This window comes from Sulfitobacter sp. NFXS29, from assembly GCF_040148765.1.
Taxonomy (GTDB): Bacteria; Pseudomonadota; Alphaproteobacteria; order Rhodobacterales; family Rhodobacteraceae; genus Sulfitobacter.
Genome location: NZ_JAGDED010000009.1, coordinates 91,042 through 105,588 on the forward strand (window position 1 = coordinate 91,042; position 14,547 = coordinate 105,588).

Sequence of the window (14,547 nt, forward strand, 5' to 3'; positions counted from 1 at the left end):
ACCTTGTTAATAAGATCGCTGGAGGATACAAAATGTTCAAAATCACCAAGCCCACGGCAATTATCGCCACTTTGGCCGCGCTCACCGGGGGAGCACTGAGCGCGCAGACCGAAGTGAAAATCGGCTACGCCCTCGCCCCCGACAGCCACTACGGCGTCGCGGCGCAGAAGTGGCAAGAAGTCGTCGAAGCCGAAACCGACGGCAAGTTCAGCTTTCGCCATTTCCCCTCTTCCGGCTTGGGCGGTGAGCGTGAAGTGGTCGAAGGCCTGCAGCTTGGCACCGTCGAGGCGACCATCGTCTCCACCGGCACGCTCAGCAACTTCGTCCCCGCCACCGGTGTGACCGACATCCCCTTCCTGTTCCGCAGCCTTGATCACGCCCGCCGCGTGCTCGACGGCCCCATCGGCCAAGACATTCTGGCCGAGTTCGACGGCGCGGGCATGGTGGCGCTGGCTTGGGGTGAGCAGGGTTTCCGCCACATCACCAACAACCGCAACGCGATCGAGACCCCAGAAGACATCGCCGGCATGAAGCTGCGCACCATGGAAAACCCGGTGCACCTTGATGCCTTCAACGCCGCCGGTGCTGCCCCCACCCCGATGGCATGGCCCGAGGTCATCAGCTCGCTGCAGCAAGGCACCATCGACGGGCAGGAAAACCCGCTGTCGGTGATCGTGTCGGTGAAGCTCGACGAAGTGCAGAAATACCTGACGCTGTCGGGCCACGTCTATTCGCCCGCCATGCTGCTGGTCTCCAAACCCTTCTGGGAAGGTCTGTCTGACGAAGACAAAGCCGCCTTTGAGAAGGGCGCGACCGAGGCTGTCGCCGCCATGCGTGGTTTCGTTGATGATGTCGAACAGAGCGGCGTCGAGACGCTGAAAGAGCGCGGCATGGAAGTCAACGAGCTGACCGAAGAGCAAAAAGCCACCTTCCGCGCCTCGATCGAGAGCGCGTACGAAGGCTACTATGAGACCTACGGCAAAGAGCTAATCGACCAGATCGCCGCGACCGAGTAAGCGCCGCGACGCAAGAACAGACGGCCGGGAGCAGCGCTTCCGGCCGTTTTGCACGGGAGGGGAAACCATGCGCAGATTGGAACAGCTATTCGTCAAGGTGAACGCCGCAGTGGTGATCGCCTGTCTGACGGGGATGGTCTTGGTCGTGGGGGCCAATGTCGCTTTGCGGTTCAGCACCAACCATTCGCTGTCGTGGTCCGATGAATCCGCCCGTTACCTGATGATCTGGATGGCCTTTCTCGGGGCCGGGTTGGCGTTGCGGCAGGGTGGTCACGTGGCGATCACCAATCTGCATGACCTGATGAGCACCCGGATACAGCGTATCCTGCGCGGGGTCATTGTTCTGATTCTATTGTTCTTTTTCGGCTTCATGGTCAAAGTCGGCTGGGACTATATGCAGCGCGCGCAGTACCAGATGACCCCCGCAATGCGGTTGTCGTTTCGCTATGTCTATGCTGCCATGCCCGTTGGGTTCACGCTGTTGATCGTGCATCTGCTGCTGATCGCGCGGCCTTTCATCATGGCGGGCCACTACCATCAGCCCGATGGCCAAACCGAAAACATGCCGGGAGCCGCCAATGGCTGAGATCCTCTTTATCTCGCTTTTCGTGCTGATGGTGCTGGGCCTGCCCGTTGCCTTTGCCATGGCGATTTCGGTTTTTGCGGCAATTGGCTTGGGCAGTTCCTATCCGCAGATCGTCGTTGTCAAAGAGATGTTTTCCGGCCTCGACAGCTTCCCGCTTTTGGCTGTGCCCTTCTTCATCCTCGCCGCCGAGATCATGACCGGGGGCGCGATCACCCACACATTGCTCCGCTTTGCGGCGCAGTTCGTAGGCCATCTGCGCGGGGGGCTGGGCTATGCCAATGTGATCTCCTCCACCATGTTCGCGGGCATTTCAGGCTCGGCCTTGGCCGATGCGGCGGGGCCGGGGGCGATGATGATCCGCATGATGGAAAAAGGCGGCTATGACCGTTCCTATGCGGGGGCGCTGACGATTTCCTCGGCGGTGGTGGGGCCGATCATTCCGCCGTCGATCGTGATGATCATCTATGCGCTGCAGGATCAGGAAGTCTCGGTCGGGTCGCTGTTTATGGCCGGTGTCATTCCGGGGCTTTTGCTGGCCTGTGGCAGTCTTGCCGCCAACGGGTGGGTCAGTTGGAAACGCGACTATCGCAGCGCAGATGCACGCCCCGAGCGGGCGCAGATGTGGCGCAATACCTTTATGGCGCTGCCAGCACTTGGGCTGATCGTGCTGATCGTCGGCGGCATCCGGGGCGGTATTTTCACGCCCACCGAAGCGTCGGTCATCGCGGTGTTCTATGCCCTCTTCTGCGGATTTTTCGTCTACCGCGCGCTGCGCTTGCGTGACCTGCCGGGGCTGATCCTGCGCGCCGCGCTGATCTCTTCGGCGGTGCTTTTGATCCTTGGCGCTGCGCGGGCCTTTGCGTGGGTTCTGGTGATCGAAGGCGTGCCGCAATTTCTGGCCGAGACGATCATCGAATGGGAGCTGTCGCCGATCCTGTTTCTCTTGGCGGTTAACGTGCTGCTGCTGCTTTTTGGCCTGTTCATGGACCCGCTGCCGGGCGTGATGATCTTGGTGCCGATCTTGGCTCCGATCAGCCATGCGCTTGGCATCGCGCCGGATCATTTTGCGATTGTGGTCATTGTGAACCTGACGCTCGGCCTGACGACCCCGCCAGTGGGGAGCCTGATTTTCGTGGTGTCATCGGCGGTGAACCTGCGCCCTGCGGCGCTGATCCGTGAGATGCCGCCGTTCTTTCTGGCGAATTTTGTCGTGTTGATGCTGCTGACCTTTGTGCCTGCAATTTCGACATGGCTGCCGAAGGTCAGCGGTTTTTAACAGTTTACCGCCCGGCATCAGTCCGGGCGGCACTGCCGTTCGCGTTTCCCTACTCGGTCTGAATCCAAACCGCCTTGGTATCCAAATACGCCTGCAGGTGCTCCACGCCGCCTTCCTTGCCATAGCCCGACATCTTGAGCCCGCCGAACGGCACCGCCGGATCGATCGCGTGATACATGTTCACCCAGACCGAGCCCGCCTTCAGCCGTTTCACCGTGCGGTGCGCCGTGCTTAGATCGCGGGTAAAGATGCCCGCCGCCAGCCCGTAGGGCGTGGCATTGGCCCGCGCGATCACCTCTTCCATCGTGTCGAAGGGCAGGACCGAGATCACGGGCCCGAAAATCTCTTCCCGCGCGATGGTCATGTCGTCGGTCACATCGGCAAAGATCACCGGCTCAAGGAAATTGCCGCCGGCATAGCTCTCCCCCTCGGGGCGTGCGCCGCCGGTGACCAGCCGCGCGCCTTCGGCTTTGCCCGCAGCGATATAGCCCTCGACCTTTTCAGCCTGCACGCGGTTAATCAGCGGGCCGAGGTCCGTGCCCTCATCCAGCCCATGCCCGATCTTCAGCCCCCGTGCGAAGGCGGCCAGTTTCTCGATGAACTCATCCTGAATTTCCCGCGCCACGAACAGCCGCGAGCCTGCGATGCAGATTTGCCCCGAATGCGCGTAGACCGCCATCGCCGCGACAGGCACCGCCTTGTCGATATCCGCGTCCTTGCAGATGATTAGCGGGGATTTCCCACCCAACTCCAACGTGATCCGCTTGAGGTTCTCAACGCCAGCGCGGGCGATGGTCTTGCCCGTGGCTGTCGAACCGGTGAAGACCACTTTGTTCACATCCTCATGTTCGGCCAGACGCGCGCCGGCTTCGCGGCCCGTGCCGGTGACCACGTTGACCACCCCATCGGGCACGCCTGCCTCTTGCATCAACTTCGCGATCATCAAGGGCGTCAGCGGCGCATCTTCGGAGGGTTTCAATACCACGGTGCAGCCCGTCGCCAAGGCAGGGGCGATTTTCCAGATCGAGGCGGCGGTCGGGGCGTTCCAAGGGATAATCGCCCCTACTACACCGACCGGCTCGCGCATTGTGAAAGAGAACATCGATTGCGAGACCGAGTTCTCGATCACATCGCCATGCAACGCGACCGCTTGCCCCGCATAGAAACGCAGCATTCCGATCACCCGGCGCTTGTTGCCCATGGTCCGCGCCAGCGGCAGCCCCATGTCGGCGGTGTCCGACACACAGAGCTTTTCCCAATCGCGCTCCATCACATCGGCAATGCGCAAAAGCACCTCTTGCCGGTCATAGGGCGTGAATTTCGACCACTTCCCCTCAAAGGCCCGGCGCGCGGCGGCGACGGCGGCATCGACATCATCGGCCCCGCCACGCGGCACCGCCGCCAGCGCCCGACCCGAAGCGGGATCGACCACATTCAGCACCTCACCCGAGCGGGCGGGCACATCCTTGCCGTCGATAAACATCGGGCAGAACTGCCCGTGATAGAGGTCTTGGGCAATCTGGTGGGGGTCGATGGTCAAAGTCATATCAGCCTCATGCAATCAATGCGCCATTCCTATCAAGCGCGGTGTCGGTTTCAAATATACAAAGCCCTGTTTCGCCGAGAAAATCCGCCCCGCCCGCGTTGCGCCGTGGCGGGCGACGGGGTAGACCTTTCCCCAAGGGAACCGCGCGCAGGAGCGGCGGTGGCAAGCGAGGGAAAACCCATGAAAATCGGTATGATCGGTGTCGGCCTGATGGGCCACGGAATTGCGCGCAACGTGATGCGGCGCGGGGGTTTTGCGCTTGGCTATTTCGACCACCCTGGCAACCAGCCGACCGATGAGCTGGACGGGCTGGGGGCCACGGCCTATGACAGCCTCAGCGATCTTGCTGGCGCGTCGGATGTGATCATCCTCTGCGTGACCGGCTCCCCGCAGGTCGAAGGGATTCTGACTGGCGAAGGCGGCGTGATTGCCGGGCTGAAGCCCGGTGCGGTTGTGGTCGATTGCTCTACCTCCCTGCCCGCCTCGACGCTGAGGATGGCCGAGGCGGTCAAAGCGGCGGGGGGCGAATTCGTTGACGCGCCAATGACCCGCACCGCGCAATTCGCCCATGAGGGGAAGTTGAACCTGCTGGTTGGCGGTGAGGCCGCAGTGGTTGAGAAGGTCTCTCCGGTGCTCGCCTCCTTCACTGAAGAGGTCAAACATGTGGGGGAGGTCAGCGCAGGCCACCGTTTGAAATTGCTGCACAACTATGTCTCAGTTGGATTCATGTCGCTGCTCGCCGAGGCCGCCGCGCAGTCGGCAGATGCGGGCATTGATCCGCAGAGTTTCGTGGATGTGCTTGCAAATGGCGGCGGTGCCAGCGTCGCGCTTGACCGGCTGTCGCGCTTCATCGTAAGCGGCGACCGCGAGGCGCTGCCCTTTGCGATCAGCAACGCGCTGAAGGATTTCGACTATTACCGCCAAATGTCCGCCCAAGCAGGCGCGCAGGTTGAGATTGCCGATGGGGTCTATCGTGCCTTGTCCAAGGTCGTCGAAAAGGGCGCGGGCGACGCCTATGTCCCTGAACTGGTGCAGCATTTCCGCAAGGTCTAAGGATCGGCGTCAGAGCGTCAGAGTCCCGATGCTCGACCCGCCACAGACGAAAAGCGTCTGGCCGGTGACGAAGCTATTGGCTGGATCGCAGAAGAACAGGAAGGCATTGGTCACGTCCTCGACTTGCCCCAACCGGCCTACAGGGATGCGTTTGGCAAGGTCCGCTTCGCGTTCGCTTTCTTTCGGGATGATGCCCCAGAAATTGTCGGTCTGCACCGGGCCGGGGGCCACGACGTTGACGGTGATCCCATACGGTGCAAGCTCCAGCGCCCATGTGCGCGCCATGCCGATCATCCCGGCCTTGGACGCCGAATAAGCCGTGCGCGTCGGGGCGCCTAAGGCGGCGCGGGAGGCGTTGAACATCACCCGGCCAAAGCCGCGTTCTTTCATGGCGGGCAAGAAGGCTTGCAGCAGCGTCAGGGCCGAACCGAGGTGCAGTTGCGCGAGGCCGGTGATGTCTTCGGGCTTGGCCTCCTCGATCAGATTGGGCCAGATCAACCCGGCGTTATGCACCAGATGCGTCACATCATAGCGCGCGGCGATGTCGGCGGCCACGGCAGCGACAGAGGCGGGATCGAGCAGGTCGGCTTCGATATGCTCACATCCTTCCGCCTCCCATTCCGGCCTGCCCCGCGCGATTGAGATCACCCGATAGCCGCGCTCCAACAGTCGCTGCGCCAGATCGGCACCGATGCCCTTGCTGCCCCCGGTGATGACGGCGGTGTACTCGCTCATGGTCTCTCTCCCGGTATCAGCGCCAGCACCCGTAGGGGGCTGCCGGTGCCGCCTTTGATCTTGAGCGGCGGTGCGATCAGCATGGCCCCGGTGGGCGGCAGTTGGTCGAGGTTGCACAGACATTGCAGCCCGTATTTTCCCGCCCCATGCAGCAGGTAATGCGCCGGAAAGGGCGGATCGTAGTGCATCCCTTGCCCCGCATCGGTGCCGACGGTTTCGGTGCCAAAGCCGCGAATACCGCGCTCCAACAGAAGGGCGATCGCGGCGGGTGTGGGGCCGGGCGAATGGGCACCGTCTTCGCGCATGTTAAGGTAATCCGCGCCGCTGCGCTTCGACCAGTCGGTGCGCATCAGAACCCAGACGTCTGCCGGGATCGTGCCGTGTTTGGCTTCCCAATCGTGGATGATTTCGGGGGTCAGTTCAAAATCATCGTCCTGCCCTGCCCCCTCGGAGCAGTCGATCACAACCACCGGGCCGATGAAGGCCTCTGCCGGGATTTCATCCACCGCGCCATTTGCCACGTCCTTGCCCGAGACCCAGTGGATCGGCGCGTCGAAATGGGTGCCGGTGTGCTCGTTCAGCGTGAGGTTATGCCACTTCCACGCCGGGCCGCGATGGTCATAGGCCGAGACTTCCTCCATACGGAACCGCGCGCATTGGCCGAACTCGGGCGGCAGCACGATGACGGGAAAATCAGGATCAAGCCGGTGTGTCAGATCGACGACCCGTGCCGCGCCGCTTGCCAGCGCATCGGCCAGTGCTGTGATTGCATCGCTCATGCGCCGCTCCCCCGCATCTCGCGTTCCATCAGCGCCGGATCGTCCAGCCAGCGGGCCATAGCATCTTTGGCCACATCACCGCAGGCAACCTCTTCCAGTCCGTCGATCAAGCCACTCACCACCGTCCGCGCCAGCGCGCGGGGGGAGACTTTGGGCGGCGGCAAAGGCTGGTGCCATTCATCGTCTACCGGGCCGGTGTAGACATTCATCACCCGCAGGCCGGACCCGGCAAATTCCGCCCGCAGCGTCTGGCTGAGCGACCGCGCCGCTGCCTGCGAGGCATCGAACCCGCCAAACCCTGCCTCGGGCGCCAAGGCCCCCGCCGACAGGATGTTCACCCAAGCCACTGCCGAATTCACACCATCCGCCGTGCGCGATGCCATCGCCGGGCCAAAGCCCTGCGCCAGTCGCATCAGGCCCAGCACATTGGTCTCCATCCCCTCGCGGGCAAAGATCGTATCATTGCCCAACACCCCGCCGGGGCGGATGAACTGTGCCGTGTTGATCAGGATATCGACCTTGCCACCGATCTCTGCCGCGAGGCGCGAGACCGAGGCGGTATCGGTCACGTCGAGCGGCATGAGGCTGACGTTCTCCATCCCGTCGAACCCCGCGCGCCCTTCCCACCGCCGCCAATGCTCCGGCTCACCCAGAAAGACCTGCGCCGCACCAGCTTTCAAAAGCGCTTGGGTTAGCGGCAGGGCCAGCGGCGATCGTGCATCGGTGATCAGCACCCGCCGGTGTTTCGGGTCGCTCGACATTGCGCGCAGCATCGGATCGTCTTGCATAAATTCGCTTTCCTCTCGCGGCAGGGCCACCATGACCCCCTGCCCGGCCCTGTCCAACTTGAGCGCCAGACGAACGTGATCGCCACGCCCGACTTCGCCGTGTAGATGGCACACCGCCACCGGCCCGACGGCGAGTTGCACCGTGCCGATCCGCCACGGCAGACGCTCGCGGAAGTAGGGGTCGGGCGAGACCCGGATCGTCGTTTCGGCCAGCACCTCGCCTGTCGGATCAGTCTCGCGCCAATCAAGCGCCACCGACAGGCATCTGCAGCAGGCATCGCGCGGGGGATATTGCACCGCCCCGCAGTCGGTGCAGTGTTGCAGCGCAAACTGCCCCCGCCCCGCAGCAATCGCGAGCCCAAGCGCCGCGCGGGAGCGTTGGGCAGGTGGCAGGGTCGGCACCGTGCTGCGCTTTTGCGGGTTCTTCTTTTGCGGCGGCATCAATGGTTCGGTCATGCCCCGCCCCCTTCGATGATCGCCGCCGCAGAACAGACGCCCCGATCATAATTGATCATGCCAAAACCCGAGACCAGCGCCCGCCGGGCGTTCGCCACCTGTGTGCCTTCGGCCTGCCCTGTCACTTGCCGGATCGCTTCGACCAGCCCCAGATAACCACCCGCGGCCCCCGCTTGGCCCACCGACAATTGCCCACCCGAGGTGTTGTGCGGGAAGTCGCCCGAGATCGTCAGATCACGCGCCCGGACGAACGCGGCCCCCTCGCCCTTGGCGCAAAAGCCAAGGTCTTCGAATTGCATCATCGAGATCACCGGGTAGTCGTCATAGGTCTGCAACAGGTCGACACCTTCCGGCCCATGGCCCGCCATGTCGTAGAGCTCCCCAATATCCACGCCCCAGCCGCCGCGCAGTTGGATCGGGTCCTCGGGATAGGCGTTGTGCCGCTCGATTGTGCCGCTGATCCGGGCGAAGGGCAGATCGCGGCGCAGGGCCTCTTCCTCGCGCATGACCAAGAACGCCTCGGCCCCGGCGCAGGGCATCACGCAGTCAAAAAGCGCGATGGGGTCTGAGATCATCCGGGCGTCTAAATACTGCGCCAAAGTTAGCGGCGTCTTCATCAAAGCCGTAGGATAATTTAACGCATTTACGCGTTGTGACACCGCAATATGGCCGAAATCCTCGCGCGTGGCGCTGAATTCTTGCATGTAGCGGTCCATCAGCAGCGCGAAACTGGCGTTTGGGCCGCCGAACCCATAAGGGAAGGTGGCATCCATCGAAAAGCGGGAAAATCCGCTGAGCAGGGTGCGGAAACTGTCGATTCGGTTCGCGTCCCCCGCCACGCAGGCGACCACATCCACGTCACCCGATTGCACCGCCCGTGCCGCACGGCGCAGCGCGATCACCCCGCTGGCCCCACCCGTGGGCACGGTATCAAGCCAGCGCGGGGAAAGCCCCAGATGTTGGGTCAGCCCGACCGGCGTGTCGGGGGCGAGCGAGAAGCTGGAAACCGAAAAACCGTCCAACTCCGCCGGAGCAATCCCCGCTTGGCCCAACATCTCGCGCAGGGCGCGGGCGATCCACCAATGCGCGGTTTCGTTGCTGTAGCGCGCGTAGGGAACCGAGGTAGGTGCCGCGAGCACCACACCGTCATAGCCATGACGCCTCATGCCGCTGTCCGTTTCTTCATCCCGCGCATGTCTTGCGTGGCGGGGTCGGCGAGCAGGTCGGCGGCCAGCGTTTTCAGCACCGCGCGTTGCAGTTTTTGGGTCGCGGTCAGGGGCAGCGCCTCGACAAAGGCGATGAAGCCGGGGGCTTTGTAATAGGCAAGTTGGGTGAGGCACCATTGGGTGATCTCTTGCGCCAGCGCGGCAGGATCGGCGGCGCTGTCTTTGGCAACGATACAGGCAAAAACCTCATCTCCGCGCACTGCGTCGGGCACAGCGGCCACGGCGGCGCTGGCCACGGCGGGGTGGCGCATCAGAGTCGATTCCACCTCAACCGCCGCGATGTTTTCACCAGAGCGACGGATCACGTTTTTCTTGCGGTCGACAAAGAACATCGCCCCATCCGGCGCGCGGCGCACGATGTCTCCGGTGTGGAACCAACCGCCTTGCCATGCTTCATCGGTGGCTTGGGGATTCTTAAAATACCCCGCGAAAAACCCGCGCCGGGGGTCACTGCCCGCGCGGCGCACCAGCAGTTCGCCCTGTTCCGCGTCTTGCCCGGCATCATCGACCAGCCGCACATCCAGCCCACCCTCGGGGGCACCAAGACAGCTTTCGCCCACCCTGCGAGGTGCGCGGTTGGCGCAGATCACGGCGCCCGCGCCCGTCTCGGTCATGGCCCAAGCCTCCACCAACGGAAAGCCAAAGCGCGCCTCAAACGCGGCGTGGAGTTTCGGGTCGACCCCCGCGCCGAAGCCGAAGCGCAGGGCGTGATCGCGGTCTGCTTCATCTTCGTCGGCCCCCATCAGCATCGACGGCATCACGCCGAGGTAGTGTAGGCAGGTCGCCCCCGATGCCCGAACCGAGGCCCACCAGCTGCGCGGATGGAACCGGTCAAGCGCGGTCAGGCAGCCGCCCACGGCGATCATCGCCATAAAGGAATAGGCCATCGCGTTCATGTGGAAGATCGGCAGGGGCGTAATCATGCGCTCGCCGTCCTGCGACAGGGCGCAGAGCCCACCCGTGTCGGCGTACCACCGACCGGCCTCGAGGAAATAGGTGTTGGTGAGGATGCAGCCTTTGGGCTGGCCCGTGGTGCCGGAGGTGTAGAGAAGTGCGGCTTCCGCGTCCTCCGCGCCGCCATTACGCGCCGCGATGGCCGTGAACGTGACCGGCGATGGGAGTGGATCGCCCGGTGCAATCACCGGCATGGCGCGCCCCGCCTGCCGCGCCGCCGCGCGCAGGTCATCGCCGCGTGAAGGGATCGCCACGGCCAAAACAGGCTCGGCGTGGTCGATCATATAGCTGAGCTCCGCCGCGCGCAGATCCGGGTTCACCGGCACGACCGACAGGCCCAACCCATTCAATGCCAGCCACCAGAGGAAAAACGCCGGGCGGTTCTCCATCAGCAGCATGACCCGCTGGCCGGGGAGGTAGCCCGCCGCCGCGATGTTCTCACGCAAAGCCGCAACCTCGCGTGCGGCGTCGGCATAGCTCACCTCTCCCGCCGCGATGCCGTAAATTTCCGCCGTTTCTGGCAAGACATTGAGAAAGGCGCGGTTAGGATGCCGCGCGGCGGTGTCCTGAAAGGCCGCGTAAACCGTTTCGATCTCTGGCGGGATCATGGCAGCAACTGAATGTTGCGAAAGGCCGCATCGCAATTGACGATATCGACCCGTTTGTTGGCAATGCGCAACCGCCCCTCGACCAGCGCCAACTCATGCCGCGCGGTGAGGGCGAGCAGTTGCTGCTCGTCCAGCCGCGTCTCGACGTAGTGCATGAAGGTGGTCGTGACGAAACGCCCGGCTTCCGTGTCCATCTCATCCACGAAGGGCCGTTGGATCACATGATGGCACCGGCTTTTGGGTTTCTGGCTAAAGGTCCGCGCGCCGTTAAGCCGTTCGACGCGCAGTTTCAGCATGAACATATCCTCATACATCAACGACGTTTCGTTGATCGGATCGGTCTGCTGATAGTCCAGCGGCATCCAGTAATGCCCGTCCGCCAGCCAGAGGTTCAGCCATTCGGTATAGCGGCCCTCGTCCAACATGCGCACTTCGTCATAGATGAAGTCGATCAGGGTTTCGCGCGTCACGCTCATTCCGCAGCCTCCGCCGGTTGGCCCATGGTCATGAACTTAACCCAAGCGTGGAATTGGTTGCGCATCTGGCGTTCGGTGGTGCCGTTTTCGACCGCTTCGACCTCGAAATCCTCGTCCTCTTCGATCAGGCGTTGGATGTTCACCCATTCCAATCCATCGACCATCAGCCCTTCCTGCGCGCGTTCGTACATCTCCAGATCATCGTGCCCGACGATCGAGGTAGGCGCGTTAATCATGCGGTTGTACATCGCGGTGCGGGCGGTCAGCTCATCCGGGGCGTCGACAAGGCGGTAGATGTAGCTTTCCACCACCGTGCGGTCCGCCGCGATGGGGATGAAAACCCGCAGCTGCTGGATCGGGCCTTTGATCATGATGTTGGGGAAATAGACCGTGTTGTGGCGGTTTTCGTCCAATATCGCCTTGGCTTTTTCCTCTCCATAGCTTTCGCAGAGCGCCTCGAAATAGCCGGGGATGGCGGCGTAATCCGAGTGGATCGAATGGTTTACGCCCGTGTGCCCGTGGCCATTGGGCCAGGTGCGGATGCCCATGCCTTCGAAAAATTCGTAAGGCGACATGAAGGGGGCGATGATCTCCATCGCGGGGGGTTTGGGGGCGCCTTCGGGGAGGTCCAGTTCCTCGTAGAGTTTCACCGCCGTCCCGGCAGAGCTTTCATGGGCCACCATCGGGTGGCAGGTGTCGGTCTGGTTTTCGACCAGCATCTTCCAGTTGCAATGGTGCATGTAACGCAGCGGCGGGCCGACGACTTCGAGCCGTCCTGCGGGGGAGCGGTCCACCATGTTGTCGAGTGACGACAGGCTCTCGCCGAAGAACTCTTCGAAACTCATCCCCTCGTCGGCAAGCCGGGCGAAGACGAAGCCACGGTAGTTCTTCACATCGCCAACGCTGCGCATGCCCTTGCCGCTGTCGGTGTCTTCCAGCCCGGTATCTTGGTAGCCCTTCTTGAGCGGAATCGCCAAGAGGCAGCCGTTGGTCTTGAAGCTCCACGCATGGTAAGGGCAGCGGAAGAACTTGCCGGTGTTGCCCTGCCGGTCGATCACGATCTTGGTGCCTTTGTGCGGGCAGCGGTTCAGCAGCACATGGATGTCGCCCGTCGAATGACGTACCTGAATGACCGGCTGGGTGCCGATGTGGGTGCTGAAATAGTCGCCCTTGTTCGGGGTCTGACTTTCATGGCCGACAAAGACCCACGCATTAGCAAAAAGATGCTTCATCTCCTGCTGGAACACCTCTGGGTTGGTGTAGATATCGCGGTGCACCTGATGTGGCTGCACGAGGGCGGCCAGTGCCGCCGGGCTGTCGTAACGTCCCATGAGTTCCTCCCTCAGATGTCGAGTACAAGGCGCGGTGATTTGGCGCGGCTGACGCAGATTTGCATGACATTGCCTGCCGCGCGTTCCGCCTCGGACAGGACAACGTCGCGGTGATCGGGGGTGCCGCTGATGACGTCGCATTGGCAGATGCCGCAGTCGCCGCGCTGGCAGTCGTACATGACGTCGACGCCCCCCGCCTCCAGCACGTCGATGATGGATTGGCCGGGCGGGATGGTGAACACCTCTCCGCTTGAGGCGACTTCGACCTCGAAGGCGCTGTCCCCTGCCTGCTCTTGGGGCGCGTCGAACAGCTCAAAGTGGACGCGGTCAGGCGCGATGCCCGCGGCTTCGGCTTTTGCCTTGGTCGCGTCGATCAGCCCCTTGGGGCCACAGACATAGAGATGCGCGTCGCGCCCCGTAGAGGCAATCACCGCATCAAGGTGCAACGCGCTGTCGTCATCGTCACAATGCAGATGCAAGGCATCGCCAAAGGTTGCGCGCAGGGGATCACGATAGGCCATCAGGGGGGCGCTGCGGCCAGAGTAGTGAAAGGCAAACGCCTGACCAGCGGCCTTGAGCGTCGCCGCCATTGAGATCATCGGCGTGATGCCAATCCCCCCCGCCAGCAGCACGGCAGGCGCGTTTTGGGTCAGGGGGAAGTCGTTCTTCGGCGCGGCGCAGGTGATTTCTGCCCCGGGTTTCAGCCCGTGCATATGGGTTGAGCCGCCCTTGCCCTCAGGCTCATGCTGAACGGCGATGCGGTAGCTCTCTGGGGCCTCGGGGATGGGATCGAAGGAGATCAGGGAATAGGCGCGGGTGTCGCCGTCGGGCAGATCGAAAAGCACATGGGCCCCCGCCTCCCACTGCGGCAACGCGCTGCCATCTGCAGCTGCGATCTGGAACTCACTGATGCGATCGGTCAGCGCTGTGACCTCGCGCACAATAGCATTGATCTTCGTCATGTGATGTCCTCCCGTGGTAAATAATATGATTTTTCATATAGTTTCGGTCAAGGGTTTTCTTGCCAAGCGCGAATTTGCCCGCCATTTAGGGGTGCCGAGGCGCAAGGAGCCCTCTTTCCATCAAAGGCTTAACAGGTGTGACGCAGCAAAAGACCGACGCAACCTCCGACAAAAACACGGGTCCTGAGGGGGGATTCGTCTCCGATTACCTGCTCTATTTGTTGGCGGCGGCCAGCGATGTGGCGAGCGCACAGTTCCACGCGCAGGTGCGCAAGGCGGGGCTGCGGGTGCCGGAATGGCGCGTGCTGGCATGTCTGTCGGACACCGATGGCGCGATGATCACGCAACTGGCCCGGCAGGCGCTGGCCGAGCAATCGCGACTCACCCGGATCATCGCCCAAATGGAGGAACGCGGCCTGCTGATCCGCCGCAGTGACCCCGCCGATGGCCGCCGGGTCCGGGTCTATCTGACCGATGCAGGCCGGGCCCTGGCCGCCGAACTGGTGCCGCAAGCGCGCCGTCATGAGGCCGCTTTGATGGAAATGCTCAAGGGCAATGAGGGGGCGCAATTGAAACCGGCGCTGAAATCCCTGCTGGCCGCCTTGGACGACACCGCGGATCAACGCGGCTGATCGCAGCCCTTGCCCTGCGCGCAAAAAATGGTTCCAATCGTGCTGTAAATGTGAATACATGAAAAAGCATATACTTGGCGGCACGGGTTTGGGAGAACCCCGCCAAGGCATATCGAACGGTAT

At 62.7% G+C, this 14,547-nt stretch carries 14 protein-coding genes; 5 read left to right on the plus strand and 9 right to left on the minus strand.

Annotated elements, in window-relative coordinates; all coding sequences use genetic code 11:
* Window positions 1-32: 32 nt before the first annotated feature.
* The 3 genes from J3456_RS14485 to J3456_RS14495 all read left to right on the plus strand — a co-directional run bounded on the left by J3456_RS14485 (window position 33) and on the right by J3456_RS14495 (window position 2,878).
* Window positions 33-1,016: a TRAP transporter substrate-binding protein gene (locus tag J3456_RS14485; RefSeq protein ID WP_120352327.1), complete on the plus strand. Its 984-nt coding sequence runs from the start codon at window positions 33-35 to the stop codon at window positions 1,014-1,016.
* Window positions 1,017-1,083: 67 nt separating this feature from the next.
* Window positions 1,084-1,602: a TRAP transporter small permease gene (locus tag J3456_RS14490; protein ID WP_349580843.1), complete on the plus strand. Its 519-nt coding sequence runs from the start codon at window positions 1,084-1,086 to the stop codon at window positions 1,600-1,602.
* Window positions 1,595-2,878, plus strand: a complete 1,284-nt coding sequence (locus J3456_RS14495; RefSeq protein WP_349580844.1) for a TRAP transporter large permease — start codon at window positions 1,595-1,597, stop codon at window positions 2,876-2,878. The genes J3456_RS14490 and J3456_RS14495 overlap by 8 nt, the downstream gene beginning before the upstream one ends.
* A 49-nt stretch (window positions 2,879-2,927) precedes the next feature.
* Here the strand turns inward: J3456_RS14495 and J3456_RS14500 are convergent, their stop codons facing one another.
* Window positions 2,928-4,424, minus strand: coding sequence for an aldehyde dehydrogenase family protein (locus tag J3456_RS14500; protein ID WP_349580845.1), 1,497 nt, complete (start codon window positions 4,422-4,424; stop codon window positions 2,928-2,930).
* A 180-nt stretch (window positions 4,425-4,604) separates the two neighbouring features.
* Between J3456_RS14500 and J3456_RS14505 the strand changes: the two genes are divergently transcribed.
* Entirely contained in the window at window positions 4,605-5,477 is an 873-nt protein-coding gene (locus tag J3456_RS14505; RefSeq protein WP_349580846.1) for an NAD(P)-dependent oxidoreductase, read from the plus strand.
* Between the two features lie 9 nt (window positions 5,478-5,486).
* On the opposite strand, the gene J3456_RS14510 is transcribed toward J3456_RS14505, so the two are convergent.
* From J3456_RS14510 to J3456_RS14545, 8 genes are read right to left on the minus strand one after another with little or no spacing between them, the layout of a single operon-like run.
* Complete coding sequence (locus J3456_RS14510; protein WP_349580847.1) at window positions 5,487-6,212, minus strand: SDR family NAD(P)-dependent oxidoreductase; 726 nt, start codon at window positions 6,210-6,212, stop codon at window positions 5,487-5,489.
* The gene (locus J3456_RS14515) at window positions 6,209-6,991 is read right to left on the minus strand and encodes a cyclase family protein (protein WP_349580848.1); all 783 of its coding nucleotides are present in this window, start codon (window positions 6,989-6,991) and stop codon (window positions 6,209-6,211) included. Before J3456_RS14515 ends, J3456_RS14510 begins: the two co-directional genes overlap by 4 nt.
* Window positions 6,988-8,235: an SDR family NAD(P)-dependent oxidoreductase gene (locus tag J3456_RS14520; protein WP_349580850.1), complete on the minus strand. Its 1,248-nt coding sequence runs from the start codon at window positions 8,233-8,235 to the stop codon at window positions 6,988-6,990. The genes J3456_RS14515 and J3456_RS14520 overlap by 4 nt, the downstream gene beginning before the upstream one ends.
* The gene (locus J3456_RS14525) at window positions 8,232-9,401 is read right to left on the minus strand and encodes a thiolase family protein (RefSeq protein ID WP_349580851.1); all 1,170 of its coding nucleotides are present in this window, start codon (window positions 9,399-9,401) and stop codon (window positions 8,232-8,234) included. Before J3456_RS14525 ends, J3456_RS14520 begins: the two co-directional genes overlap by 4 nt.
* Window positions 9,398-11,023, minus strand: a complete 1,626-nt coding sequence (locus J3456_RS14530) for an AMP-binding protein (protein ID WP_349580852.1) — start codon at window positions 11,021-11,023, stop codon at window positions 9,398-9,400. The genes J3456_RS14525 and J3456_RS14530 overlap by 4 nt, the downstream gene beginning before the upstream one ends.
* Window positions 11,020-11,499, minus strand: coding sequence for an aromatic-ring-hydroxylating dioxygenase subunit beta (locus J3456_RS14535; protein WP_349580854.1), 480 nt, complete (start codon window positions 11,497-11,499; stop codon window positions 11,020-11,022). Before J3456_RS14535 ends, J3456_RS14530 begins: the two co-directional genes overlap by 4 nt.
* Complete coding sequence (locus J3456_RS14540; RefSeq protein ID WP_349580855.1) at window positions 11,496-12,830, minus strand: aromatic ring-hydroxylating dioxygenase subunit alpha; 1,335 nt, start codon at window positions 12,828-12,830, stop codon at window positions 11,496-11,498. Before J3456_RS14540 ends, J3456_RS14535 begins: the two co-directional genes overlap by 4 nt.
* Window positions 12,831-12,841: 11 nt before the next feature.
* Entirely contained in the window at window positions 12,842-13,792 is a 951-nt protein-coding gene (locus tag J3456_RS14545; protein WP_349580856.1) for a PDR/VanB family oxidoreductase, read from the minus strand.
* Window positions 13,793-13,929: 137 nt separating this feature from the next.
* Between J3456_RS14545 and J3456_RS14550 the strand changes: the two genes are divergently transcribed.
* Window positions 13,930-14,424 (plus strand): MarR family winged helix-turn-helix transcriptional regulator, encoded by a 495-nt coding sequence (locus tag J3456_RS14550; protein ID WP_349580857.1) that lies wholly within the window; start codon window positions 13,930-13,932, stop codon window positions 14,422-14,424.
* Window positions 14,425-14,547 lie beyond the last annotated feature (123 nt).

Bases quoted from the DNA above. Each gene is read 5' to 3' on its own strand.
- J3456_RS14490 (WP_349580843.1), top strand. From the start codon at position 1,084: ATGCGCAGATTGGAACAGCTATTCGTCAAGGTGAACGCCGCAGTGGTG.
- J3456_RS14495 (WP_349580844.1), top strand. From the start codon at position 1,595: ATGGCTGAGATCCTCTTTATCTCGCTTTTCGTGCTGATGGTGCTGGGC.
- J3456_RS14535 (WP_349580854.1), bottom strand. From the start codon at position 11,499: ATGAGCGTGACGCGCGAAACCCTGATCGACTTCATCTATGACGAAGTG.
- J3456_RS14505 (WP_349580846.1), top strand. From the start codon at position 4,605: ATGAAAATCGGTATGATCGGTGTCGGCCTGATGGGCCACGGAATTGCG.
- J3456_RS14485 (WP_120352327.1), top strand. From the start codon at position 33: ATGTTCAAAATCACCAAGCCCACGGCAATTATCGCCACTTTGGCCGCG.
- J3456_RS14525 (WP_349580851.1), bottom strand. From the start codon at position 9,401: ATGAGGCGTCATGGCTATGACGGTGTGGTGCTCGCGGCACCTACCTCG.
- J3456_RS14515 (WP_349580848.1), bottom strand. From the start codon at position 6,991: ATGAGCGATGCAATCACAGCACTGGCCGATGCGCTGGCAAGCGGCGCG.
- J3456_RS14510 (WP_349580847.1), bottom strand. From the start codon at position 6,212: ATGAGCGAGTACACCGCCGTCATCACCGGGGGCAGCAAGGGCATCGGT.
- J3456_RS14545 (WP_349580856.1), bottom strand. From the start codon at position 13,792: ATGACGAAGATCAATGCTATTGTGCGCGAGGTCACAGCGCTGACCGAT.
- J3456_RS14520 (WP_349580850.1), bottom strand. From the start codon at position 8,235: ATGACCGAACCATTGATGCCGCCGCAAAAGAAGAACCCGCAAAAGCGC.
- J3456_RS14540 (WP_349580855.1), bottom strand. From the start codon at position 12,830: ATGGGACGTTACGACAGCCCGGCGGCACTGGCCGCCCTCGTGCAGCCA.
- J3456_RS14530 (WP_349580852.1), bottom strand. From the start codon at position 11,023: ATGATCCCGCCAGAGATCGAAACGGTTTACGCGGCCTTTCAGGACACC.
- J3456_RS14500 (WP_349580845.1), bottom strand. From the start codon at position 4,424: ATGACTTTGACCATCGACCCCCACCAGATTGCCCAAGACCTCTATCAC.